Source organism: Streptomyces sp. NPDC057424 (genome assembly GCF_042803315.1).
Taxonomy (GTDB): Bacteria; Actinomycetota; Actinomycetes; order Streptomycetales; family Streptomycetaceae; genus Streptomyces.
Genome location: NZ_JBHVCP010000063.1, coordinates 19,157 through 41,720 on the forward strand (window position 1 = coordinate 19,157; position 22,564 = coordinate 41,720).

22 protein-coding genes, 1 pseudogene and 1 riboswitch are annotated in these 22,564 nt (G+C 71.6%); of the genes and pseudogenes, 17 read left to right on the forward strand and 6 right to left on the reverse strand.

Annotated features, from left to right (window positions below):
* Positions 1 to 71 precede the first annotated feature (71 nt).
* A complete protein-coding gene (locus tag ACFU3E_RS32740; RefSeq protein ID WP_384166565.1) occupies positions 72 to 959 on the reverse strand; it encodes an RNA polymerase sigma-70 factor in 888 nt (295 codons plus the stop codon).
* Positions 960 to 1,262: 303 nt separating this feature from the next.
* Positions 1,263 to 1,393: riboswitch (FMN riboswitch) on the forward strand.
* Positions 1,394 to 1,537: 144 nt separating this feature from the next.
* Here ACFU3E_RS32740 and ACFU3E_RS32745 point away from each other — a divergent pair.
* The 9 genes from ACFU3E_RS32745 (at position 1,538) to ACFU3E_RS32785 (ending at position 8,909) form a co-directional block, all read left to right on the forward strand.
* Entirely contained in the window at positions 1,538 to 2,146 is a 609-nt protein-coding gene (locus ACFU3E_RS32745; protein WP_384166568.1) for a riboflavin synthase, read from the forward strand.
* Positions 2,143 to 2,784: a nicotinamide riboside transporter PnuC gene (locus ACFU3E_RS32750; protein ID WP_384166571.1), complete on the forward strand. Its 642-nt coding sequence runs from the start codon at positions 2,143 to 2,145 to the stop codon at positions 2,782 to 2,784. The genes ACFU3E_RS32745 and ACFU3E_RS32750 overlap by 4 nt, the downstream gene beginning before the upstream one ends.
* On the forward strand, positions 2,781 to 4,070 hold the full coding sequence (locus ACFU3E_RS32755) for a bifunctional 3,4-dihydroxy-2-butanone-4-phosphate synthase/GTP cyclohydrolase II (RefSeq protein ID WP_384166574.1): 1,290 nt from the start codon (positions 2,781 to 2,783) through the stop codon (positions 4,068 to 4,070). The genes ACFU3E_RS32750 and ACFU3E_RS32755 overlap by 4 nt, the downstream gene beginning before the upstream one ends.
* Before the next feature lie 20 nt (positions 4,071 to 4,090).
* Positions 4,091 to 4,576 (forward strand): 6,7-dimethyl-8-ribityllumazine synthase, encoded by a 486-nt coding sequence (gene ribH / locus ACFU3E_RS32760; RefSeq protein WP_384166577.1) that lies wholly within the window; start codon positions 4,091 to 4,093, stop codon positions 4,574 to 4,576.
* Between the two features lie 34 nt (positions 4,577 to 4,610).
* The gene (locus tag ACFU3E_RS32765; RefSeq protein WP_003988914.1) at positions 4,611 to 4,883 is read left to right on the forward strand and encodes a phosphoribosyl-ATP diphosphatase; all 273 of its coding nucleotides are present in this window, start codon (positions 4,611 to 4,613) and stop codon (positions 4,881 to 4,883) included.
* Between the two features lie 46 nt (positions 4,884 to 4,929).
* Positions 4,930 to 5,778 carry an ATP phosphoribosyltransferase gene (hisG, locus tag ACFU3E_RS32770; protein WP_384166580.1) on the forward strand — a complete coding sequence of 283 codons (849 nt, stop codon included), beginning with the start codon at positions 4,930 to 4,932 and terminating at the stop codon, positions 5,776 to 5,778.
* A gap of 13 nt (positions 5,779 to 5,791) precedes the next feature.
* Positions 5,792 to 6,247, forward strand: a complete 456-nt coding sequence (locus ACFU3E_RS32775; RefSeq protein WP_384166583.1) for a PH domain-containing protein — start codon at positions 5,792 to 5,794, stop codon at positions 6,245 to 6,247.
* A gap of 245 nt (positions 6,248 to 6,492) precedes the next feature.
* The gene (locus ACFU3E_RS32780; RefSeq protein ID WP_384166586.1) at positions 6,493 to 7,827 is read left to right on the forward strand and encodes a hemolysin family protein; all 1,335 of its coding nucleotides are present in this window, start codon (positions 6,493 to 6,495) and stop codon (positions 7,825 to 7,827) included.
* The gene (locus tag ACFU3E_RS32785; protein ID WP_384166589.1) at positions 7,824 to 8,909 is read left to right on the forward strand and encodes a hemolysin family protein; all 1,086 of its coding nucleotides are present in this window, start codon (positions 7,824 to 7,826) and stop codon (positions 8,907 to 8,909) included. The genes ACFU3E_RS32780 and ACFU3E_RS32785 overlap by 4 nt, the downstream gene beginning before the upstream one ends.
* A gap of 183 nt (positions 8,910 to 9,092) precedes the next feature.
* Here the strand turns inward: ACFU3E_RS32785 and ACFU3E_RS32790 are convergent, their stop codons facing one another.
* Positions 9,093 to 10,952, reverse strand: a complete 1,860-nt coding sequence (locus tag ACFU3E_RS32790; protein WP_384166592.1) for an AAA family ATPase — start codon at positions 10,950 to 10,952, stop codon at positions 9,093 to 9,095.
* 431 nt (positions 10,953 to 11,383) lie between these two features.
* Positions 11,384 to 12,040: a uridine kinase gene (locus ACFU3E_RS32795; protein ID WP_384166596.1), complete on the reverse strand. Its 657-nt coding sequence runs from the start codon at positions 12,038 to 12,040 to the stop codon at positions 11,384 to 11,386.
* Positions 12,041 to 12,235: 195 nt separating this feature from the next.
* Between ACFU3E_RS32795 and ACFU3E_RS32800 the strand changes: the two genes are divergently transcribed.
* From ACFU3E_RS32800 to ACFU3E_RS32810, 3 genes are all read left to right on the forward strand, one after another.
* Positions 12,236 to 13,612 carry a peptidase C39 family protein gene (locus tag ACFU3E_RS32800; protein ID WP_384166598.1) on the forward strand — a complete coding sequence of 459 codons (1,377 nt, stop codon included), beginning with the start codon at positions 12,236 to 12,238 and terminating at the stop codon, positions 13,610 to 13,612.
* A 93-nt stretch (positions 13,613 to 13,705) separates the two neighbouring features.
* Positions 13,706 to 13,846: an SCO1431 family membrane protein gene (locus ACFU3E_RS32805; protein ID WP_384166600.1), complete on the forward strand. Its 141-nt coding sequence runs from the start codon at positions 13,706 to 13,708 to the stop codon at positions 13,844 to 13,846.
* Positions 13,847 to 13,921: 75 nt separating this feature from the next.
* Complete coding sequence (locus ACFU3E_RS32810; RefSeq protein ID WP_384166603.1) at positions 13,922 to 14,578, forward strand: TetR/AcrR family transcriptional regulator; 657 nt, start codon at positions 13,922 to 13,924, stop codon at positions 14,576 to 14,578.
* A 54-nt stretch (positions 14,579 to 14,632) separates the two neighbouring features.
* On the opposite strand, the pseudogene ACFU3E_RS32815 reads toward ACFU3E_RS32810, so the two are convergent.
* Positions 14,633 to 15,776 (reverse strand): annotated as a pseudogene (locus ACFU3E_RS32815) (glycoside hydrolase family 18 protein).
* 335 nt (positions 15,777 to 16,111) lie between these two features.
* On the opposite strand from ACFU3E_RS32815, the gene ACFU3E_RS32820 reads away from it, so the two are divergent.
* Positions 16,112 to 17,284, forward strand: a complete 1,173-nt coding sequence (locus ACFU3E_RS32820; protein ID WP_384166606.1) for an acyl-CoA dehydrogenase — start codon at positions 16,112 to 16,114, stop codon at positions 17,282 to 17,284.
* On the opposite strand, the gene ACFU3E_RS32825 is transcribed toward ACFU3E_RS32820, so the two are convergent.
* Positions 17,247 to 17,495 (reverse strand): hypothetical protein, encoded by a 249-nt coding sequence (locus ACFU3E_RS32825; RefSeq protein WP_078615159.1) that lies wholly within the window; start codon positions 17,493 to 17,495, stop codon positions 17,247 to 17,249. The two genes, ACFU3E_RS32820 and ACFU3E_RS32825, sit on opposite strands and share 38 nt — an antisense overlap.
* A gap of 167 nt (positions 17,496 to 17,662) precedes the next feature.
* Positions 17,663 to 18,097 (reverse strand): hypothetical protein, encoded by a 435-nt coding sequence (locus ACFU3E_RS32830; RefSeq protein WP_384166609.1) that lies wholly within the window; start codon positions 18,095 to 18,097, stop codon positions 17,663 to 17,665.
* A 269-nt stretch (positions 18,098 to 18,366) separates the two neighbouring features.
* Between ACFU3E_RS32830 and ACFU3E_RS32835 the strand changes: the two genes are divergently transcribed.
* The 4 genes from ACFU3E_RS32835 to fxsA all read left to right on the forward strand — a co-directional run bounded on the left by ACFU3E_RS32835 (position 18,367) and on the right by fxsA (position 22,505).
* Entirely contained in the window at positions 18,367 to 18,807 is a 441-nt protein-coding gene (locus ACFU3E_RS32835) for an Lrp/AsnC family transcriptional regulator (RefSeq protein ID WP_004002750.1), read from the forward strand.
* Between the two features lie 95 nt (positions 18,808 to 18,902).
* The gene (locus ACFU3E_RS32840) at positions 18,903 to 20,504 is read left to right on the forward strand and encodes an amidohydrolase (RefSeq protein ID WP_384166613.1); all 1,602 of its coding nucleotides are present in this window, start codon (positions 18,903 to 18,905) and stop codon (positions 20,502 to 20,504) included.
* Positions 20,505 to 21,038: 534 nt separating this feature from the next.
* The gene (locus tag ACFU3E_RS32845) at positions 21,039 to 21,842 is read left to right on the forward strand and encodes a polyprenol monophosphomannose synthase (RefSeq protein ID WP_384166616.1); all 804 of its coding nucleotides are present in this window, start codon (positions 21,039 to 21,041) and stop codon (positions 21,840 to 21,842) included.
* An 87-nt stretch (positions 21,843 to 21,929) separates the two neighbouring features.
* The gene (gene fxsA, locus ACFU3E_RS32850; RefSeq protein WP_384166619.1) at positions 21,930 to 22,505 is read left to right on the forward strand and encodes an FxsA family membrane protein; all 576 of its coding nucleotides are present in this window, start codon (positions 21,930 to 21,932) and stop codon (positions 22,503 to 22,505) included.
* Positions 22,506 to 22,564 lie beyond the last annotated feature (59 nt).

Consider the following 22,564-nt stretch of genomic DNA (forward strand, 5'->3'; position numbering starts at 1 on the left):
CCGGACGGAGCGCCCCACGCCAGCTAGGACCGAACAGCCCCCGCGGAATGTGACAGACGCGCCCGGCGGTCCTACGTCCGGGTGAGCTGACGCCGTGCGAACGCCAGCTTCTCCGGGTTGACCACGGCCCGCACCCCCGTGACCAGCCCGTCGCGCACCTCGAAGACGGCCAGCCCCACCAGGGTGTCGCCGGACCAGGTGGCCAGCCCGGTCGCTCCGTTGACCTCCACCGGCGTGAAGTCCAGGCCCGCCGCGAACTTCGGGCCCCCGCCCGCCAGGAAGTGGGCGATCCTCTGCCCGCCCTCGATCGGCCAACGCGCCGCGGTGACCTTGCCGCCGCCGTCGCTCCACCAAGTCGCCTCGGCCGCGAGCAGCTTCTCCAGCCCGGCCAGATCACCCTCGCGGGCCGCGGTGATGAACGACGCGACCAGCTCCTCCTGCTGCTCGGACGCGGGCTCGAACCGGGCCTGCGGCTCACCCACCCGCCGCACGGCACGCCGGTACAGCTGACGGCAGTTCGCCTCACTCAGGTCCAGCACCCCGGCGATCTCCCGGTGCCCGTACCCGAACGCCTCCCGCAGTACGTACACCGCCCGCTCGGTCGGTGTGAGCCGCTCCAGCAGCGTCAGCATCGCCATCGACACGGCGTCCCGCTGCTCGGCCGACTCCAGCGGCCCGAGCGTGCCGTCCCCGGTGACCACCGGCTCGGGCAGCCAGGTCCCTACGTACTGCTCGCGGCGGGCCCGCGCGGAGGTCAGCCGGTTCAGGCAGAGGTTCGTGACGACCTTGGCGAGCCAGGCCGACGGCTGCTCGATCCCGGCCCGGTCGGCTCCGCTGAAGCGCAGGTACGCGTCCTGGACCGCGTCCTCGGCCTCCTCGGCGGAGCCCAGCAGCCGGTAGGCGAGCGAGAACATCCGGCGCCGGTGGCTCTCGAACTCGTCGGCGGTCGTGGTGGTCATACGACTCACCCTGCCAGAACGCCGTGTGCACGGCGTGGGAAGGCCCGACGGCGGGCAAGGGCCGTCGTCACCGCCGCCGGGCCGGTCAGTGGGGGCGAGCCGACTCTGGCGATGACCCTAGAAAGGACTAGACCACATCGTCAATAGGTGTGTACCAATGCCGGGTCCAAGGGGCTGGACCCGCGGGGCGGCCGGGGTGCCGGTCGCGCTCGGGAAGGGGCGCGACACGGTCTGTGAGGCAGCCCACACGCTTCGCCCCTCTGAACGTCGATCAGGCGTGGCACACTGGCCGTGTACCAGTAGCAGCGCACTCCGGGGTCGGTGAAAGTCCGAACCGGCGGTTACAGTCCGCGACCCGGTCGCCTCCAGCGACCGGTTGACCAGGTGAAATTCCTGGACCGACGGTTAAAGTCCGGATGGGAGGCAGTGCGCGGCGAGCGGGCATTCGTGCGCGCCGCCCAGAAGTCCGTCCTCGGGGCGGACTCCGTCCGGCGTCGTCCCCGATGTCCCTGCTCGTACTTCCTGTCGTCATCGACAGCCCCGGAGTCCGTGCCCGAAGAGGCAGGAGGACCCGGGAAGTGTTCACCGGAATCGTCGAAGAGCTGGGCGAGGTCACCGCCGTCGAGACCCTCGACGACGCCTGTCGCTTCCGCCTGCGCGGCCCAGTCGTCACCGAGGGCGCCAAGCACGGCGACTCGATCGCCGTGAACGGCGTCTGCCTCACGGTCGTCGACCACGAGGACGACGAGTTCACCGCCGACGTCATGGCCGAGACCCTGAACCGCTCCAGCCTCGGCGTCCTCAAGCCCGGCTCCCGGGTCAACCTCGAACGCCCCATGGCCGTGGGCGAACGCCTCGGCGGGCACATCGTGCAGGGCCATGTGGACGGCACCGGCGAGATCCTGGAGCGCAAGCCGTCCGAGCACTGGGAGCTCGTGAGGATCTCCCTCCCCGCCGACCTCACCCGGTACGTGGTCGAGAAGGGCTCCATCACGGTCGACGGCATCAGCCTCACGGTCGTCGACGCCGGACCCGACCACTTCACGGTGAGCCTCATCCCCACCACCCTCGCCCTGACCACGCTCGGCCACAAGCAGCCCGGCGACCCGGTCAACCTCGAGGTGGACGTCATCGCCAAGTACGTCGAGCGGATGCTGGGCGACCGCGCGTGGGGGGCGGCCGGGTGAACACGCTGAACTCCGAGGCGTTCGTCCTCTTCGGCCAGCACATCCTCTGGTCCGACATGGTCGGCAATCTCTTCGGCCTGGCCGCCCTCGCCCTCGGCTGGCGGCGCTCCATCTGGACCTGGCCCGTGCAGTTCCTGGCCGGCCTCATCCTCTTCGGCGCCTTCTTCGGCCATCTGACCGGCAGCGCGGGCAAGCAGGCGGTCGTCATGCTCGTGGCGCTCTACGGCTGGTGGCAGTGGCAGCGCGGCAAGGAGCAGGGCGAGGACGGCCACATCGCCGTACGGTTCGCCACCTGGCGCGAGCGCGCGGCGATGGCCGCGGCGGCCGCCGCCGGCACGGTCGCGGTGGCGCTGCTCTTCACGGCGTACCCGACCCTGTCCTGGGACCCCTGGCCGGACGCCTACATCTTCGTCGGCACCATCGTCGCCATGTACGCCCAAGCGCGCGGCATGGTCGAGTTCTGGTTCGCCTGGCTGCTCGTCGACCTCGTCGGCGTGCCCCTCAACTTCGCCAACGGCTACGCCTTCTCCGGCTTCGTCTACGTCATCTACGGCGCGCTCGTCCTGTGGGGCCTGCGCGACTGGTGGCTGCGCTCGCGTCAGGCCGTGCAGCCCACCCTGGAAGGAGCGCCGGCATGAGCGCCGCAACCGCCCTGTACAGCACCGACGGTGTCGAGGACTTCGCGCTCGACCCGGTCGAGCAGGCCATCGCCGACATCGCGGCCGGCCGCCCCGTCGTGGTCGTCGACGACGAGGACCGGGAGAACGAGGGCGACCTCGTCATCGCCGCCGAGAAGGCGACCCCCGAGATCGTCGCCTTCATGATGAGCGAGTGCCGCGGCCTGATCTGCGCCCCCATGGAGGGCGACGAGCTGGACCGGCTGAAGCTGCCGCAGATGGTCGAGGACAACACCGAGTCGATGAAGACCGCGTTCACGGTCTCCGTCGACGCCTCCGCCGCGCACGGCGTGAGCACCGGCATCTCCGCCTCCGACCGCGCCACCACCCTCCAGTTGCTCGCCGACGGCGTCTCCGGACCCGACGACTTCGTCCGCCCCGGCCACATCTTCCCGCTGCGCGCCCGGCCCGGCGGGGTCCTCGCCCGCGACGGACACACCGAGGCCGCCGTCGACCTCGCCCGCCTCGCGGGCCTGCGCCCGGCCGGCGCGATCGTCGAGATCGCCGGCGAGGACGGCACCATGCTGCGCCTGCCCGAGCTGATCCCCTTCGCCCGCAAGCACGGCCTGACGATCATCTCCATCGAGGACCTGATCGCCTACCGCCGCAGCAGCGAACCCACCGTCCGCCGCGAGGCCAGGACCCGACTGCCCACCGCCCACGGCACCTTCACCGCGTTCGGGTACCGCTCCACCGTCGACGGTGTCGAGCACGTCGCCCTCGTGCACGGCGAGATCGGCGACGGCCAGGACGTCCTCGTCCGCGTCCATTCCGAATGCCTCACCGGCGACGTCTTCGGCTCGGCCCGCTGCGACTGCGGCCCCCAGCTCGACGCCTCCCTCGCCCGCATCCAGGACGAGGGCCGGGGCGTGGTGGTCTACCTGCGCGGACACGAGGGCCGCGGCATCGGCCTGATGTCCAAGCTGCGCGCCTACGAACTCCAGGAGCGCGGTCGCGACACCCTCGACGCCAACCTCGAACTCGGCCTGCCCGCCGACGCCCGCGACTACGCTGCCGGCGCCCAGATCCTCGCCGACCTCGGCGTGCGCGGCGTCCGGCTGCTGACCAACAACCCCGACAAGACCGACGCGCTCGTCCGCCACGGCATCGCGGTCGCGGCCCGCGTGCCGATGCCCGTCAGCGCCGGCGAGCACAACCTCCGCTACCTGCGCACCAAGCGGGACCGGATGGGCCACGACCTGCCCTGGCTGGACACGACCACCGTGCCGGCCTGCGGCAACCAGTAAGAGAGCACAGAGGGAGAGACGTGAGCGGCAAGGGTGCACCGGAACTGTCCGTACGCAATGTGGGTGACCTCCGAGTCGCCGTCATCGCGGCACAGTGGCACGAGAAGGTGATGGACGGTCTGGTCGACGGCGCCCTGCGCGCCCTGCACGACCTCGGCATCGACGAGCCGACCCTGCTCAGGGTCCCCGGCAGCTGGGAGCTCCCGGTCGTCGCCAAGGTCCTCGCGGGCCGCGGCTACGACGCGATCGTGGCCCTGGGCGTCGTCATCCGCGGCGGAACCCCCCACTTCGACTATGTGTGCCAGGGCGTGACCCAGGGCCTCACCCAGGTCTCCGTCGACACCGGCGTCCCCGTCGGCTTCGGCGTGCTGACCTGTGACACCGAGGAGCAGGCCCTGGACCGGGCCGGCATCGAGGGCTCGAACGAGGACAAGGGGCACGAGGCGGTGACGGCGGCGGTGGCGACCGCGGCCACCCTCCGCTCAGTATCCGAACCCTGGCGCTGACGGACGGCACGTGTGGCATAGGCTGAGCGTCACCATGTCCAAGAAGACGTTCGAGGAGCTCTTCACCGAGCTCCAGCACAAGGCCGCCCAGGGCGATCCCGCCACTTCCCGCACCGCAGAACTGGTCGAGAAGGGCGTCCACGCCATCGGCAAGAAGGTCGTCGAAGAGGCCGCCGAGGTGTGGATGGCCGCCGAGTACGAGGGCAAGGAGGCAGCCGCCGAGGAGATCTCGCAGCTGCTGTACCACGTCCAGGTGATGATGGTCGCCCGCGGCATCTCCCTCGACGACGTCTACGCCCACCTGTAAGCCGCACCCCGTTCCCGCACGACACCACGCAAAGGAAGCCGACCTCATGCTGCGCATCGCCGTCCCCAACAAGGGTTCCCTGTCCGGCCCTGCGGCGGAGATGCTGCATGAGGCCGGCTACCAGCAGCGCCGGGAGTCCAAGGAACTGCGGATCGTCGACCCGGTGAACGAGGTCGAGTTCTTCTACCTCCGCCCCCGCGACATCGCGATCTACGTCGCCTCCGGGCAGCTGGACATCGGCCTCACCGGCCGTGACCTGCTCATCGACTCCGGCGCCGAAGCCGAGGAGATCCTCGCTCTCGGCTTCGCCCGCTCCACCTTCCGCTACGCCACCAAGCCCGGCACGATCAGCGTCCTGGCGGACCTGACGGGCAAGACGATCGCCACCTCCTACGAGGGCATCGTCGCCGCACACCTCGCCGAGCACGGGATCGACGCCTCCGTCGTCCACCTCGACGGCGCCGTCGAGACCGCCATCCAGCTCGGCGTCGCCCAGGTCATCGCCGACGTCGTCGAGACCGGCACCTCGCTGCGCAACGCGGGCCTCGAGGTCGCCGGCGAGCCGATCATGCAGTCCGAGGCCGTCGTGATCCGCCGCACCGGCGCGGACGCCGACGACCTCAAGGTGCAGCAGTTCCTGCGCCGCCTCCAGGGTGTCCTGGTCGCCCGGACCTACGTGATGATGGACTACGACTGCCGCGTCGAGCAGCTGGAGAAGGCCGTCGCCCTCACGCCCGGCCTGGAGTCCCCGACCGTCTCCCCGCTGCACAACGAGGGCTGGGTCGCCGTCCGCGCGATGGTCCCGGCCAAGGAAGCCCAGCGGATCATGGACGACCTGTACGACATCGGCGCCCGGGCCATCCTGACCACGGCCATCCACGCCTGCCGTCTCTGAGAGGCGCGATCCGATGTCCGATCTGCCCACCCTGCCCGTCACGTTCCGGCCGGGCAGCACCCGCGTGGTGCTGATCACCGCGGCCGTCGCCCTCTTCGCGGTGATCACGGCGGTCGCGGTACTGCTGAAGCAGCTCAACCCCGGCGAGCGCGTCAGCTTCGTCTTCACGGCGCTCCTGCTGGACGCCGTACTGCTCCTGCTGGCGCGTCCCAAGGTCGTTGCCGATGAAGACGGCGTCACTGTCGTCAATCTCACGAACAAGCGCCGGCTGGAGTGGGCCGAGATCCTCCAGGTGACCCTCCGGCCCGGCGACCCCTGGGTGTTCCTCAACCTCAGCGACGGCACCAGCCTGCCTGCTCTGGGCATCCAACTGGGCCTGGCCAAGCAACGTGCCATCGCCGACGCCCGGGCCCTGCGAGCGCTCGTCGAGGCCCGCTCCGCGGCGGATCCCGAGCGGCCTCAGGGCTGACGCGGAGGATCCTCCGGGTGGCCGCCACTGCCGCACCGGGCCGTGTCTTGATTAATCTGTTGGCGGAGGCGTGACGGATGCGCCTCCGCCTCTGCTGCCCCGACCGGTGCGCAGAGGCTCCTGCTAACCGAGGAGTGACCCCCTCCGGCGATGGACGGATCGTCCTGCAGTACCTGCGCCGCCCCCTGCCGACATAGCGCGGACCCCGTTCCCGAGGTCCGCGACCGTGCGGAGGCGGCGGCATCATGAACACCCCCCTGCTGCTCCTGGCAGCCGCGTTCCTGCTGATTCTCGCCAACGGATTCTTCGTGGCGGCCGAGTTCGGACTCGTGACGGTCGAGCGGCCCGAGGCCGAGAAGGCCGCCGCCGAGGGCGACCGGCGCGCCCACCGGGTCGTCGAATCACTCAAGGAACTGTCCTTCCAGCTCTCCGGCACCCAGCTGGGCATCACGATCACCTCGCTCGTCGTCGGCATGCTCGCCGAACCGGCGCTGGCCGAGCTGCTGCACGGCCCGTTCACCACGATCGGCGTCCCCGAGGGAGCCGTCTCCGGTGTCACGGTCGTGGTCGGCATGCTGCTGGCCTCCGCCGTGCAGATGGTGATCGGCGAGCTGCTGCCCAAGAACTGGGCGGTGTCCCGGCCGCTGCAGGTCGCGCGCTTCGTCGCGGGCCCGCAGCATGTCTTCGCCCGGCTGTTCCGCCCGGTCATCGCAGGCCTCAACGCCGTCGCGAACCGGCTGGTGCGCGCCCTGGGCATCGAACCCACCGAGGAGCTGGCCTCCGCCCGCACCCCCGGCGAACTCGTCTCCCTGGCCCGCCACTCGGCCCGGGCCGGCGCCCTGGAGCAGGACACGGCCGATCTGTTCGTCCGGACCCTGTCGCTGGGCGGGCTCACCGCGCAGCACGTGATGACGCCGCGCGTGAAGGTCAGCGCCCTGCAGTCCTCGGCCACCGCGGAGGACGTCGTCAACCTGACCCGCGCCACCGGCCTGTCCCGCTTCCCGGTCTACCGGGAGAAGATCGACGAGGTCGTCGGCATGGCCCACCTCAAGGACGCCCTGGCCGTGCCCGTCCAGGACCGGCTGCGCACCCCCGTGGGCCGCATCGCCCGCCCGGCGCTGCTCGTCCCCGAGACGCTGCCCGTGAAGCCGCTCCTCGCCCGCCTGCGCAGCGAGCAGCCCATCGCGGTCGTCGTCGACGAGTACGGCGGCACCGCCGGCGTCGTCACGCTGGAGGACATCGTCGAGGAGCTCGTCGGCGAGGTCCGCGACGAGCACGACGGACACGACCTGCCCGAACTGGCCGCCGTGCCGCCGGAGGACGGCAGGCCCGCCTGGGATGTCGACGGCAGCTGCCGGGTCGACATCCTGCGGCGCATAGGCCTCGACGTGCCCGAGGGCCCGTACGAGACGGTAGCGGGCCTGATCGCCGACCTGCTGGGCCGTATCCCGGCCATCGGCGACAAGGCGGAGCTGCCCGGCTGGCGGCTCTCGGTGCGCCAGGTCGGCCACTACCGGGCGGAACGGGTCCGGCTGGTGCGGACCGCCCCGGTGGTCTCCATGGCGGAGGCCGCCCGGTGAGCGTGCTCCAGCTTCTCTTCGCGGCGCTGCTCGTGCTCGCCAACGGCTTCTTCGTCGGCGCCGAGTTCGCGCTGGTCTCCGTCCGCCGCAGCCAGATCGAACCGCTCGGCACCGCCCGCTCCCGGCAGGTCCTCTACGGGCTTGAGCGGCTGCCGCAGATGATGGCGGCGGCCCAGTTCGGCATCACGATCTGCTCGCTGACCCTCGGCGCGGTCGCCGAACCGACGGTCGCGCATCTGCTGGAGCCGGTCTTCGAGTGGATCCACCTGCCCGAAGGCATGATCCATCCGCTGACCTACGTGATCGCCCTCGCCGCCGTGGTCTTCTTCCACCTCGTCATCGGCGAGATGGTCCCGAAGAACCTGGCGATGGCGGCGCCGGAGAAGGCCGCGCTGTGGCTCAGCCCCGGCCTGGTCTGGTTCGCGCGCTTCTGCAAGCCCATCACCGCCGCCCTCGGCGCCTGCTCCCAGGGCATCCTGCGGCTCTTCCACGTCGAGCCCAAGGACGAGGTCGAGGCCGTGTTCACCAGTGAGCAGCTCAACCGGCTGGTGGAGGACGCCGGCCAGGCGGGCCTGCTCGACCCCGAGGAGGCAGAACGCCTGGAGGACGCCCTGGAGCTGGGCTCGCGCCCGGTGACGGACGTCCTGCTGAAGCGCGAGTCGCTGGTGACGGTCAGCCCCTCGGTCACCCCCGCGCGGATCGTCGAGCTGACGGCCCGCACGGGCTACTCCCGGTTCCCCGTCGCCGCCGACAACGCCGTGTTCATGGGCTACCTGCACGTCAAGGACGTCCTCGACCTGGAGGACTCGGACCGGGCCGTTCCGCAGCACTTGTGGCGTCCCATGACGACCCTGCGGTCCGAGCTGCCGCTCGACGACGCGCTGACGGTGATGCGGCGGGCGGCGACGCACCTGGCGCAGGTGGCCGACGGGTCCGGGAAGGTGCTCGGGCTGGTCGCGCTGGAGGATGTGCTGGAGCTGCTGGTGGGAGAGGTACGGGATCCCGCGCACCGGGAGGTGCGCGAGGTGAGGCTGGCCGAGCCCAGGAGCAGCGGGGCGTCGGAGGAGGTACTGGCCACATAGGGCCTGTCGTCCGGCTCGGGCCCGGCTGAGGGGTCCTTTCACTATGAGCGTCCGATCAGGTCGCGTGGTCCGGCACAGTGAAAGGACCCCTGAGAGGCGCCGCGCCTCTCAGCCGGCCCCGCGACGCCCGGACGACCGGTCACCAGGCACTGGGGGCACGGCCCCGGCCCCCACACCCGTGTCTCACAGTGCGGGCGGATCCTGCGGACCCCGCCCGGACAGCACCTCCCCGTACGCCTGCATCAGATCCGGCAGCCGCAGCGTCGCCAGATCGTCCCGCCCCAGCACCCCGGGGTATACGGACAGCCGCAGATCCCGGTACGCGCAGCTCTTCTCGTACAGCGTCCGCAGGAACCGCCCGTTGCCCAGCTCGTCGATCCACCCCTGGTCCACCACGTGCCCCGCGATGGACCGCAGCTCGTCGAGGGCCTCCTCGTCCCACAGGTCGCCGTTCTCCGCCGCGAGCACCTTGCCGATCTCGGTGAGTTCGAGGGGCCGGTACGAGGGGAAGTCGACGCGGGTGGTGAAACGGGACGACAGGCCGGGGTTCGCGGCGAGCAGGCGGTCCATGCCCTCCGGGTAGCCGGCCAGGATCACCACGAGATGGTCGCGGTTGTCCTCCGCGCGCTTCAGCAGGACCTGCAGGGCCTCGTCGCCGTACGCGTCCCCCTTGCCGTAACCCGAGTTGGACAGCGAGTAGGCCTCGTCGACGAAGAGGACGCCCCCGAGTGCCGAGTCGATCAGTTCGTTCGCCTTCACCGCAGTCTGTCCGAGGTACTCGCCGACCAGGTCGGCCCGCTGTGCCTCCACGAGATGGTCGCCGCCGAGCAGCCCGAGGGCGTAGAAGACGCGTCCGAGGATGCGGGCGACGGTGGTCTTGCCGGTGCCGGAGGGGCCGGAGAAGACGAAGTGGCGTTTCGGCGGCTGGACCGGAAGGCCCTGCCCGGCTCGCAGCCGGGCCATGTTCAGCTGCGCCGACAGCGCCTTGACCTGGCGTTTCACCGGTTCCAGGCCCACCATGCGCTCGAGTTCGGCCAGTGCCTCCTCCAGTAACGCCGGGTCGGTGGGCCCGGCGGGCAGGGAGGGAGCCGGGCCGGCCCTCTCACGGACCGGCGGGACGGTCACCGGCGGCAGGGGAGCGAGCAGCGGCTCGGGGTCGGGCAGTCTCAGGTCGCGCCCCTCCATGCCGAAGAGCGGATCGAACCCGTCCGGACCGTCCACGGCGTCCTGGCCCGCGCCGGTGAGCGTGATCGCCGCGAGGTCCGCGGCGTCGTCGTATCCGTCGCCCTCGGCTATGGCGGCGAGCCGGGCGGAGGTGTCCATGAAGGCCGGGTCCACGCGGTGCACGGCCCGGTACAGGGGGAGGGCGGCGGCGCTGCGGCCGGTGCCCTCGTGCGCCCGGGCCAGCCAGTAGCGCAGCTCCTTGCGCTGGGGCTGCTCGCTGCGGCAGCGCATCAGCGCGGCGGACAGCAGCGGTTCGGCCTGGCCGTACATCTCCAGTCGGACCCGGGCCATGCCGCCGAACAGGCCCGCCTCGATGCCGAGCATCGGATCGTCGAGCAGCGGGTCGGTGTGACGGACCAGCTGCTCCCAGTCCTTGACCAGGTAGGCGCGGCAGGAGTGCAGGAAGCGGACCTGGTGGTCGGTGTCCACCGGCGGCAGACCGGCGAGCGCCCGGTCCAGTTCGGGGACATGGCGGCCGTCCAGCCAGTGGGAGGCGTGCGCGAGCAGCAGATCGCGGGGGCTCTCCAGCACGGGCTGCACCCACCAGCCCAGCCAGTACCAGGAGTTGAGCGTGCGACGGTAGCGGGAGCGCTGCTCCCCGAAACGGTCCCGGTGCCGGAACATCCTGAGCAGCGCCGTCGTCGTGTCGACGCGCAGCGCGTGCAGCCCGAGCCAGCCGTCGGCCATCCCGGAGTCCATCCGCACGGAGGCGCGGAACTCCTCCTCCGCCTGCGGATACGCGCCCATGGTGTAGGCGTCCACGCCTCGCAGCCAGGCGAGGTCGGCCGGGGCCTGAGGGCCCTGCGTGCCGAAGTCCATCACGTCCCCCACAAACCGTGCCCCCGTCGGTATGCCAACGAGCCGTCCCCCAGCCGGCTGCCCTGCTCGAACCGCTGTGCCACGGACCGGAGTTGCACAGTGCGCGAAGCAACCGTCCGTAGGTCGCAACGAGGGCATCGTACCTGCGGGGGCGGCGCCCCCGCAGGGTGCCGCACGGCCCGTTCGGCGAGGTGGGAGCGGGCAAGGCGCACGCCCGCACGGTGACCCAGGGTGAGCACGCGTCACCCCGCGGCGGCCCGAAAACCCCAAGAAGACAGAACGAAGCCCCCGATCACGGGGGAACAACCGGGGGCTTCGCGTCTGTGGGCGGCCTCGAAGGCCGCACATTGAGAACGTAAGACCTGTACGGCCCGACGGTCAAGCCGAGTTGAAGCACTCCGGCAACTTGTTCCGCAAGGCCCTTCACAGGTTCAGCACACTGCGGGCGGTCCGTCACCGTGCGTGATGGGCTGGTCCGGTCCAACGCTCCCAGCAGGTCCCGTGAGCACCTCATATCCCTCATCTCGCTGCCGTACCAGGAGATCGGCGAACGGCCGCGAGGGGTCGTCGGTGAAATGCCGGCGCTCCGCCGGAACCCACCCGTTCCAGAACTCCCGCTGCTCCTCCCCGTCCCGCGACCGTCCCCGCGCCCAGGCCTCCTCGCGCGGCAGCTCCATCCACAGCAGCAGGGCCAGGTGGGAGCGCACCGCCCGGCGTCCCGCGCCGACGCCCTCCACGAGGAGCACCGGCACCGGCGGCAGCGAACGCGGCGGACCGAAGCGGCGGGTCCGCCAGTCGTAGGGGGCGTAGTGGGCGGTCCGGCCGTGGGAGAGCGGCTCGATCACCTGGTCCAGCAGCCGTCCGGTCCAGTCGAACAGCGCGTCGTGGCTGGCGATGTCGTCGAGGCGCAGCACCGGCGCACCGTCCAGCGCCGCGGCCAACTGCTCGGCGAACGTGCTCTTTCCGGACCCGGCGTGCCCGTCGACGCCGATGAGCCGGACCGGGCCGCAGGAGGGGGAGAGGCGGCGGATCCGGGTGGCCAGATCGCGGACGGCGGGGCCCGGTGCGGGGCGGAAGGGCGGATTCATCTCGCTCCGCACTCTAACGACGGGGTCCGCCGGGGGGCGCCACTGGTCGACGCCAATATTGGTGGGCGCGGCACGCGTCGAAGTGCTGGCAGGACACGGCGGGCTGTGCTCATATGTGGCGCACGCACGGATGCGACCGACCGTGCGCGGACCTGCCCCGCCCCTGCCCGACTCCGACATCCGGGGGTCCCCGCCATGCGCAGAGCCGAACAGCCGTCCCGCAGAATCGTCCTGGCCGCCGCGGTCGCCGCCGTCACCGTGGGCGCGGGCCCGGCGGCCGCCGACCCCGAGGCCCCCGTGACGACCGACACCGCAGATCCCGCCCGGGCCCTCCCGGCCCGCACCGTCGACAACCGGGCCTGGGTCTCGTACGGCGACTGGTGCGGCGGTACCGCCAAGGGAACCCGGGCCGTCGCGGGCGAGCGCCCTGGGCTGGTGATCGCGAAGCCCGCCGGAACCGCCGACTACACGGATCCGCACACCGGCACCACCGCCGCGTGGGAGTACGGCACCTGGACGTCCCCCGTCCACCGGCTCGCCGTCCCCGCGACCGAGGCGATCGTCTCCTGGAACGCGCACACCCCGGCCGGCACCTGGATCCAGGTCGAGATCAAGGGCACCTACTCCGACGGCACCAGTACCCCCTGGTACGTGATGGCCCGCTGGGCGGCCGGCGACCAGGACATCAGGCGCACCTCGGTCGACGACCAGAGCGACGGCAAGAGCACCGTATGGACCGACACCCTGGCGGTCGACGGCGCGGCGGCCGGCCTCCGCCTGACCTCGTACCGGCTGCGTCTGACCCTCCACCGCAAGCCCGGCACCAAGGCCACACCCACCGTGTGGCGGCTCGGGGCCATGGGCTCCGACGTGCCCGACCGGTTCACCGTCCCGGCGTCCGCGCCCGGCCTCGCGAAGGAACTGGCCGTTCCGCGCTACTCGCAGGAGATCCACAAGGGCCAGTACCCCGAGTACGACAACGGCGGCGAGGCCTGGTGCAGCCCGACGTCCTCCCAGATGATCATCGAGTACTGGGGCGGCCGGCTCACCGACGGGCAGCTGGCCTGGGTCGACCCCGCCTACGCCGACCCGCAGGTGTGCCACGCGGCCCGGTTCACCTACGACTACCAGTACGCGGGCTGCGGCAACTGGCCGTTCAACGCCGCGTACGCGGCCACGTTCAAGGACCTCCAGGGCGTGGTCACCCGGCTCGGCTCGCTCACCGAACTGGAGACGCTGATCGCCGCGGGCATCCCCGCCATAACGTCCCAGTCGTTCCTGAAGGAGGAGCTGACCGGCGCCGGGTACGGCACCGCCGGGCACCTGATGACCGTCATCGGCTTCACGGCCGGCGGTGACGTGATCGCGAACGATCCCTACTCGGCGAGCAACGAGGCCGTACGGCGCGTCTACCGGCGGCGCGAGTGGGAGAACATCTGGCTCAGGACCAAGCGGTACAACGCTTCCGGCAAGGTCGTCTCAGGCACCGGCGGCGTCTGCTACCTGTACTTCCCGGCGCGCCCGAGCGCGGCCCAGCGCAAGGCGCTGGCGGCCGTGGGCGTCCGCGTGTGACCAAGCTCTCGGCCGCAAAAGCCGCTTCCAGTGGCAAGGTGGACGGAGCTCCGGGGGAGGAGCACCTCCGTACGACCGACCCAGCGAGAAGCCATGACCGCGCACTCAGCCACCGCTCCACGCGTCCGCACCGGCGGCCCTCAGGAAGACGGCCCGAAGATCGTCGAGCACGTCATGGGCTGGGTCCTCGTCGTGGTCCTGGCGATGCTCGTGACGCAGCTCGGGCTGCTGTGACCTGACCCACGAACCGGCAGTGAGGCCTGCCATACTGCGGAGGTCCCGCCCCGCCCGTTGAGACCAGGGTCGAAATTGAATATCAGCCCCCAGCCTGCCGCGCGTCCCAGGGCCCGCGGCACCGAGCGCTCGATGGCGCGTCGTGCCGAACTCATCGCCATCGGGCGGAGGTTGTTCGCCGACACCTCCTACGACGCCCTCTCGATGGACGACATCGCCCGGCAGGCGCACGTCGCCAAGGGACTGATCTACTACTACTTCCAGTCCAAGCGCGGCTACTACCTGGCCATCGTCCAGGACTCGGTCACCGAGCTGCTCACCCTCGCGGCGAGTGGTCCCGAACTGCCCCCGGTCGACCGGGTCCAGCGCACCATCGACGGCTATCTGCGCTACGCCGAGCACAACCAGGCCGCGTACCGCACGATCGTGAGCGGCGGCGTCGGCTTCGACACCGAGGTGCACGCCATCCGTGACGGAGTGCGCGAGGCCGTCGTGACCACCATCGCCGAGGGTGCGTACGGCCGTGTCGACGTCACCGCGCTGGCGCGGATGGGCCTGCTGGCCTGGGTGTGCAGCGTCGAGGGCGCCACGCTCGCATGGATCGACCGCCCCGAACTGCCCCGCGACACCATGTGCGAGCTGCTGGTGAAGACCCTCGGCGGCGCCCTGCGCGCGATCGAGGAGCTCGACCCCGTCCACCCCGCCCCGCAGCCCGCCCGCCGGGGCGTATGAACGGGGGGCGGCGGTCCGCCGTCACCGGTCCGCCGCCCCGCCCGGCTCTGCGCGTTACCTGATCGCCTTGATCAGCTCACCGTTCGCGGTGTCGCCGCTCAGCTCCCAGAAGAACGTGCCGCCCAGGCCCTGCTGGTTCTTGTAGGTCATCTTCGTGCCGATGGTCGCCGGGGTGTCGTAACTCCACCAGTTGCTGCCGCACCTGGCGTACGCCGTGCCGGACACGGTCCCCGTCGCCGGGCACTTGGCCTTGAGCACCTTGTAGTCGTCGATGCCCTGCTCGTACGTGCCCGCCGCCGGGCCGGTCGCGGTGCCGCCGGGGGCCGTCTGGGTGACGCCGGTCCAGCCGCGGCCGTTGAAGCCGATGCCGAGCAGCAGCTTCGAGGCGGGGATGCCGAGGCCCTTGAGCTTGGCGACGGTCGCCGAGCTGTGGCTGGCCGCCCTCGGGATGCCGGAGTACGAGGTCAGCGGCGAGTGCGGGGCCGTCGGACCGGCGGCGTCCCAGGCGCCGGAGAAGTCGTACGTCATCGGGTTGTACCAGTCGACGTACCGCGCGGCGCCCGCGTAGTCCGCCGCGTCGATCTTGCCGCCCGGGGCGGCGTCGGCGGTGATCGCCGCGGTGAGGAGGTTCTTCGCGCCGAACGTGGCGCGCAGCGCCTGCATCAGGTTCTTGAAGGCCGCCTTGCCGCTGGTGTCACAGGTGGCGCCGCAGGTGTTCGGGTACTCCCAGTCGATGTCGATGCCGTCGAAGACATCCGCCCACTGGGAGTTCTCGACCAGGTCGTAGCAGGACCGGGCGAAGGCGGCCGGGTTCCTGGTGGCCTCCCCGAAGCCGCCCGACCGGGTCCAGCCGCCGAAGGACCACAGGACCCTGAGGTTCGGGTGCTTCTACTTCAGCTTGCGCAGCTGGTTGAAGGTGCCGCGCAGCGGCTGGTCCCAGGTGTCCGCCCTGCCGTCGACGGACTCGGCTGCGGTGTAGGCCCGGTCGGTGGCGGCGTAGCCGTCGCCCATGGCGCACTTGCCGCCGGTGACGTTGGGTCTTGGGCCGGGGAGCGGCCTTCGAGTCTGCGGCGGCCTCCTGAGCCGAGGTCGCCGCGGTGGCGGAGGTGCCCGCGCCGGCCGGCAGACCGGCGCCCAGGACGGCGCAACAGGCCGCGGACACGATGGCCCGGAAGCGGGAACGGTGGGGGGTGTGCATCCGGTGTCCTCCTCGTGGGGAGAGGGGGGAGCGCGCGCCCATTGGCATGAACGCGGTAACTCGGTGGAGCGAAACAGTAGGAGGACTAGACCAGTGGGGTCAATGGTTCGGACCAATTTCGCCGCTCCGGAGGCGCTCGGCCATTTCTTGAAGTAAGCGGTCGTTAACTGGTGACGGGATGCCTCCGATCGGGCATACTCACAGCGCACAGCCGCTGGTCAGCAGCTTCCGAGACCCGGGACTGCAAGCATCGGCCAGGCACCAGATCGACCCGGCGGCGCCGCCCCCACCCATGGGCCCGTCCGCCAGTGCCCGACAGGGAGGAGAGCGTCGCCATGCCCGACCGCGCCCCGCAGCAGGTGGACCGACAACTGCCCACGGAGGAGGCCCGGGACCTGATCTCGCTCGTCCGCGACATCGCGCAGCAGGAGATCACCCCGAAGGCGGCCGAGGAGGAGGACGCCGGCCGCTTCCCGCGCGAACTCTTCACCCTGCTCTCGCGCTCCGGCCTGCTCGGTCTGCCCTACGACTCCGAGTACGGGGGCGGCGACCAGCCCTACGAGGTCTACCTCCAGGTGCTGGAGGAACTCGCCGCGGCCCGCCTCACCGTCGGCCTCGGTGTCAGCGTCCACTCCCTGGCCTCCTATGCGCTCGCCGCCTACGGGAGCAAGGAGCAGCAGGTCGAGCACCTGCCCGCGATGCTCGGCGGCGGCCTGCTCGGTGCCTACTGCCTCTCCGAGCCGCACTCCGGATCGGATGCGGCGGCCCTGCGCACCAAGGCCGTGCGGGACGGCGACGGCTGGGTGATCACCGGCACCAAGGCCTGGATCACGCACGGCGGGATCGCCGACTTCTACACGGTCATGGCCCGCACCGGCGAGGAGGGCCCACGCGGGATCAGCGCGTTCCTGGTGCCCGGTGACGCGGAGGGGCTGAGCGCCGCGGTGCCGGAGAAGAAGATGGGCATGAAGGGTTCGCCCACCGCCCAGGTCCACTTCGACGGCGTCCGCGTCCCGGACGACCGGCGCATCGGCGAGGAGGGGCAGGGCTTCGCGATCGCCCTGTCGTCGCTCGACTCGGGCCGGCTCGGCATCTCGGCGTGCGCGATCGGTGTGGCGCAGGCCGCGCTCGACGAGGCAGTGACCTACGCGGCCGAAAGGCGCCAGTTCGGCAAGCCGATCGCCGACTTCCAGGGACTGAGGTTCATGCTCGCCGACATGGCGACGCAGATCGAGGCGGGCCGCGCGCTCTACCTCGCGGCGGCACGGCTGAAGGACGCGGGCCGCCCGTTCGCGAGGCAGGCCGCCATGGCCAAGCTGCACTGCACCGACACGGCGATGCGGGTCACCACCGACGCCGTGCAGATCCTCGGCGGATACGGCTACACCGCCGACTTCCCGGCCGAGCGCTACATGCGCGAGGCCAAGGTGCTGCAGATCGTGGAGGGCACCAACCAGATCCAGCGGATGGTCATCGCCCGCCATCTCGTGGGTCCAGAGGGACGCTGAACTGGTCGAGGCCCCGCCAGGGGGCCGCGAGCCGCATCCACTCCGGGTCGTGCCGGCCCGGCAGGGTGCGGCCGCCCTCGGCCCAGGTCCGCATCAGGTCGCGGTAGATCGGCGGGTCCTGATAACGGGGCGGAGCCGGCCGAACCGATTCTGCGGGCGGCGGGACGTACAGGAGGCGCTGACGCCCGGTCGCTGAGGAGATGGGGGTCATACCAGGGCAACGCGGCAGGGCCCGGACAGGTCACCGGATGGTGGAATCGGGCGTTCGTTCAGTGCCGCGCGCGGTTCCGGGCGCACTGAACCGCACCACGGCGCTCCTGCGAGCCGTGGTGCGGGGCAGCTACGGGAGTGGGGCGAGCGGGCGGAGAGAGCCCGCGCTCAGGCCGCCTGGCGGCGCATGACCGGCACCCTGATGGGGCGCGAGCCCGGGCCGCCGACGTGCGAGAAGGGCTGGGTCCGCCAGTCGAGCCCCTGAGGGAGCGTCAACAGCAGGGCGGTGTCCTGCTCCTGAGGTTCCACGGACTCGTCCGCGGGGCGGGCGTCGGAGGCCCTGCGACCGGTTCCGGCGCAGACCGTGAGTCCGAAGGGGTTCCACGGTGAGGCGCACAGCGCGTGCTCCGGCAGAACCTCCTCGTCCGCCAGCAGGGCGATGGACTGCGCGCAGTCCGGGCAGACGACCCGGAACATCTCGAACGTGTCGTAGGCGTCGAGTTCGTCGTCGAAGGAGTCGGGTTCGACACCCTCCGGCTCGGGCTCGACGACGAGCTGCGGCCGCTTGGGTGCGGTGCGGCCAGGGCGCTTAAGACTCTGCATTGGGTTCTCCCCCTCGGACTGGGCCGTATCAGGCACTGCGGCCTCGACCACAGCAAGCACTTCCCGTCCCCCCTGGGCGGTAATCACGAGAACATTACGGAGACTGTTCGAGCTCTGTGGCGTTCGTCACATGCCCCGTGAGGGTGTCCACTGCGGCGGGTTTGTCCCCCGGGCCGCCGGCCGTCGGCTTCCGGCCACATCACGAACCGGGCATGACCTGGGCCGCTCAGGTATCCGAGGAGATCAACGGCACTGTAGGTTCTTGCGCCATGGAGGAGCTGGACCGACAGATCGTGCAGCTGCTCGTCAAGGACGGGCGGATGAGCTACACCGACCTGGGCAAGGCCACGGGGCTGTCCACGTCGGCCGTGCATCAGCGGGTGCGGCGGCTGGAGCAGCGGGGCGTCATCCGGGGCTATGCCGCGGTCGTCGACCCGGAGGCCGTGGGACTGCCGATGACGGCTTTCATCTCGGTGAAACCGTTCGATCCCAGTGCGCCGGACGACATCGCTGACCGGCTGGCCGGCGTGCCCGAGATCGAGGCGTGCCACAGTGTCGCGGGCGACGAGAACTACATCCTCAAGGTGCGGGTCGCCACGCCGCACGAGTTGGAGGAGCTGCTCGCGCGGTTGCGGTCGCTGGCGGGGGTGTCGACACGGACGACGGTGGTGCTGTCCACGCCGTACGAGGCACGGCCGCCCAGGATCTGACGGGTGGAGCGGCGGCTGCGGGCCGTGTGCGGCTGATCGCGCGGCTCCCCTCGCCCCTTTGCAGGGCGTTACAGCGGGCCTGTGAGACTGTGCTCATGAGTGACTCCCGTACCCCGCCCGAGACCGTTCTGCTGCGCCGCGGAGAGGTGCACAGCCCTGCCGACCCGTTCGCCACCGCGATGGTCGTGGAGCGGGGACAGATCGCCTGGGTCGGGTCCGAGGGGGCCGCTGACGCCTTCGCGGAAGGGGTCGACAGGGTCGTCGACCTCGACGGGGCACTGGTCACTCCGGCGTTCACGGACGCGCATGTGCACACCACTGCCACCGGTCTCGCCCTGACCGGTCTCGATCTGTCGGGCGCGCCCTCCCTGGACGCCGCCCTCGCCCTCGTACGTGAATTCGCCACCGCCCGTCCGGACGACCCGGTGCTGCTCGGGCACGGGTGGGACGCCGCCCGCTGGCCCGGTGGCCGGCCCCCGACGCGGGCCGAGCTCGACGAGGCCACCGGCCACCGGCCTCTCTACCTCAGCCGGATCGACGTCCACTCGGCGATCGTCACGACGGCCCTGCTCGACCTCGTTCCCGATGTCACCCGTGCGGACGGTCCGCTCACCGCAGACGCCCATCACGCCGTACGGGCCGCGGCGTTCGCCGCCGTGACGCCGCGGCAGCGCACCGACGCGCAGCGCGCCGCCCTCGCCCGCGCGGTCTCGCTCGGGATCGGCACGCTCCACGAGTGCGCCGGTCCGGAGATCTCCTCGGAGGACGACTTCACCGGGCTGCTGCGCCTCGCGGGGGAGGAGCCCGGGCCGCGGGTCGTCGGCTACTGGGCCGAGCAGGATGTCGCCAAGGCGCGGGAGCTGGGCGCGGCCGGCGCCGCGGGAGACCTGTTCGCCGACGGCGCCCTCGGCTCGCACACGGCCTGTCTGCACCAGCCGTACGCCGATGCCGGGCACACCGGCATCGCCTACCTGGACGCCGCCGCGGTCGCGGCGCACGTCGAGGCCTGCACCGAGGCAGGTCTGCAGGCCGGTTTCCACGCCATCGGCGACGCGGCCGTGGACGCCGTGGTGGAGGGCGTGCGCGCCGCCGCCGAGACGCTCGGGCTCGCCCGGATCCGGGCCGCCCGGCACCGCGTCGAGCACGCCGAGATGCTCACCCCGGAGAGCGTCGCCGCCTTCGCCGAGCTCGGACTCACCGCTTCCGTGCAGCCCGCCTTCGACGCCCTGTGGGGCGGCGAGGACGGCATGTACGCGCAGCGGCTCGGGAAGGAGCGGGCGCGGGCTCTGAACCCCTTCGCGGCCCTGCTGCGCGCCGGTGTCCCGCTCGCGTTCGGCTCCGACAGCCCGGTCACCCCGCTCGACCCGTGGGGCACGGTCCGGGCCGCCGCCTTCCACCGCACGCCGGAGCACCGCGTCTCCGTGCGCGCCGCGTTCACGGCGCACACGCGCGGCGGCTGGCGGGCCGTCGGACGGGACGACGCGGGCGTTCTGGTCCCGGGCGCCCCCGCCGACTACGCCGTCTGGCGCACCGGCGAACTCGTCGTCCAGGCCCCGGACGACCGCGTCGCCCGCTGGTCGACGGATCCCCGCTCCGGCACCCCGGGGCTGCCCGACCTCACTCCGGGCCACGACCTGCCCGTCTGCCTGCGGACCGTGGTGGGCGGACGCACGGTCTTCGTACGGCCGGGCGAGTGATCTACGGGGGTGGCGCGCATGAGGGCCGTGCGCCGCGCCCCCGGCGCGCGACCTGCGCATCCTCTGCTCTGACCAGGGCATGCCGGAGGATGCGCAGGTCGAACGGCTGTTGACAGGCGGCCGCAGGGGGCCGGTAGGTTCGGCCGGGTCCACCACCGGACACCCGACCGGGGAACGTCCGAGCACTCGCCGCGGTGCCGCCGGGTCAGGGACGGTGTGCCGCACCGGGGCACCGCCACTGGGAGCCAGGCTCAGGCCGGCGCAGCGCCGAGGGAACGTTCCGGCCGGTCGGGAAGGTGTGACCCGGGTGGGGCCCGGGCGCTCAGTAGACAACGGCTTTCGGTCGATCCGCAGCCGGCGGATCCCAGGCCGGCCCGAAGGGCGCCGGGCCCCCATCCGCCGTACGCGCGCACCCGGAGGCGCGCTCATCCCCGCGTCTTGCGGATTCGACGCCACGATTCGAACGTCCTGTCACGTCATCGCAGGCCGGGCCCACTATGGTGGACCCCTGCGTATGGACATGAAGGGGCAGTGGTGAACGACGGCGACGGAACCCTCGCGGCAGGAGCCCGGGTGAGGAAGTTCGGCCCGCTCGGCACGGCCTTGGTGATCATCCCGACCTACAACGAGGCGGAGAACATCAAGGGCATCGTCGGCCGGGTACGCAAGGCCGTCCCGGTGGCACACGTGCTCGTGGCCGACGACAACAGCCCGGACGGCACGGGCAAGCTGGCCGACGAGCTGGCCGTGGAGGACGACCACGTCCACGTGCTGCACCGCAAGGGCAAGGAGGGCCTGGGCGCCGCCTACCTCGCGGGTTTCCACTGGGGCATGGAGCGTGACTACGGCGTGCTGATCGAGATGGACGCCGACGGCTCCCACCAGCCCGAGGAACTGCCCCGTCTGCTCACCGCCCTCAAGAGCGCCGACCTGGTGCTGGGCTCGCGCTGGGTGCCGGGCGGCCGGGTGGTGAACTGGCCGAAGTCCCGCGAGATGATCTCCCGGGGCGGCAGCCTCTACTCCCGGCTGGCGCTCGACCTGCCGCTGCGTGACATCACCGGTGGCTACCGTGCCTTCCGCCGCGAGACCCTGGAGGGCCTCGGCCTCGACGATGTCGCCTCCCAGGGGTACTGCTTCCAGGTCGATCTCGCCCGCCGAGCGGTCAAGGCCGGCTACCACGTGGTCGAGGTGCCCATCACGTTCGTCGAGCGCGAACTCGGCGACTCCAAGATGAGCCGCGACATCCTCGTCGAGGCGCTGTGGCGCGTCACGGCGTGGGGCGTGGGGGAGCGGGTCGGCAAGGTCACGGGCCGCGGAGGCCCCTCGAAGCAGCCGTAGCCGCACGCCGCTCCCGGACAGCCGCGCACAGAAACAGCTGATGGTGGCCTTATCCCGTGCTGAGCCGGGGCCAGGCACACTGGAGGCATGACGACTGGCGCTCAGACTCCCCTGCCCCCTGCCCGGCCCAAGCGCTCCCGGCTGCGTACGTTCCTGCCGCTGGGCGTCGCCGCGTGGCTCGTGCTGGAGATCTGGCTGCTCACGCTGGTGGCGGGGGCGACCAGCGCTCTGGTGGTCTTCCTCGTCCTGCTGGCGGGAATCGTCTTCGGCTCGGTCGTCATCAAGCGGGCCGGCCGACGGGCCTTCCGCAAGCTCTCCGAGGCGCTGCAACAGCAGCAGAACGGTGAGATGCCCGACGCGGCCCGGCCGGGCAGCGAGGGCAACGGCCTGATGATGCTGGGCGGCCTGCTCCTGATGATCCCCGGCCTGGTGTCGGACGCGGTGGGCCTGCTCCTGCTGCTGCCGCCGGTCCAGAAGGCCGTGAGCCGCTCGGCCGAGCGCACCTTCGAGCGCAAGCTCAGGGAGGCCCGCCCGGGCACCCTGGGCGGTGCCTTCCAGCAGGCCCGGATGCACCAGCCCGACGGCAAGGTCGTCCAGGGTGAGGTCATCAGGGACGAGCCCGGGGACGCCCCGCAGCCGCCGCGCCCGCCGCTGACGCACTGAGCCGTCGCGTGCCCGGGTACCCGGGCACGCAGAAGACCGCGGGCGCCGTACTTCTCGTA

What these genes read in the sequence shown, in the direction of transcription:
- ACFU3E_RS32820 (WP_384166606.1), top strand. Translation starts at nt 16,112, where the DNA reads ATGCCCGACCGCGCCCCGCAGCAGGTGGACCGACAACTGCCCACGGAG.
- ACFU3E_RS32795 (WP_384166596.1), bottom strand. Translation starts at nt 12,040, where the DNA reads ATGAATCCGCCCTTCCGCCCCGCACCGGGCCCCGCCGTCCGCGATCTG.
- ACFU3E_RS32800 (WP_384166598.1), top strand. Translation starts at nt 12,236, where the DNA reads ATGCGCAGAGCCGAACAGCCGTCCCGCAGAATCGTCCTGGCCGCCGCG.
- ACFU3E_RS32830 (WP_384166609.1), bottom strand. Translation starts at nt 18,097, where the DNA reads ATGCAGAGTCTTAAGCGCCCTGGCCGCACCGCACCCAAGCGGCCGCAG.
- ACFU3E_RS32775 (WP_384166583.1), top strand. Translation starts at nt 5,792, where the DNA reads ATGTCCGATCTGCCCACCCTGCCCGTCACGTTCCGGCCGGGCAGCACC.
- ACFU3E_RS32825 (WP_078615159.1), bottom strand. Translation starts at nt 17,495, where the DNA reads ATGACCCCCATCTCCTCAGCGACCGGGCGTCAGCGCCTCCTGTACGTC.
- ACFU3E_RS32755 (WP_384166574.1), top strand. Translation starts at nt 2,781, where the DNA reads ATGAGCGCCGCAACCGCCCTGTACAGCACCGACGGTGTCGAGGACTTC.
- fxsA (WP_384166619.1), top strand. Translation starts at nt 21,930, where the DNA reads ATGACGACTGGCGCTCAGACTCCCCTGCCCCCTGCCCGGCCCAAGCGC.
- ACFU3E_RS32740 (WP_384166565.1), bottom strand. Translation starts at nt 959, where the DNA reads ATGACCACCACGACCGCCGACGAGTTCGAGAGCCACCGGCGCCGGATG.
- ACFU3E_RS32765 (WP_003988914.1), top strand. Translation starts at nt 4,611, where the DNA reads ATGTCCAAGAAGACGTTCGAGGAGCTCTTCACCGAGCTCCAGCACAAG.
- ACFU3E_RS32840 (WP_384166613.1), top strand. Translation starts at nt 18,903, where the DNA reads ATGAGTGACTCCCGTACCCCGCCCGAGACCGTTCTGCTGCGCCGCGGA.
- ACFU3E_RS32780 (WP_384166586.1), top strand. Translation starts at nt 6,493, where the DNA reads ATGAACACCCCCCTGCTGCTCCTGGCAGCCGCGTTCCTGCTGATTCTC.
- ACFU3E_RS32805 (WP_384166600.1), top strand. Translation starts at nt 13,706, where the DNA reads ATGACCGCGCACTCAGCCACCGCTCCACGCGTCCGCACCGGCGGCCCT.
- ACFU3E_RS32835 (WP_004002750.1), top strand. Translation starts at nt 18,367, where the DNA reads ATGGAGGAGCTGGACCGACAGATCGTGCAGCTGCTCGTCAAGGACGGG.
- ACFU3E_RS32790 (WP_384166592.1), bottom strand. Translation starts at nt 10,952, where the DNA reads ATGGACTTCGGCACGCAGGGCCCTCAGGCCCCGGCCGACCTCGCCTGG.
- hisG (WP_384166580.1), top strand. Translation starts at nt 4,930, where the DNA reads ATGCTGCGCATCGCCGTCCCCAACAAGGGTTCCCTGTCCGGCCCTGCG.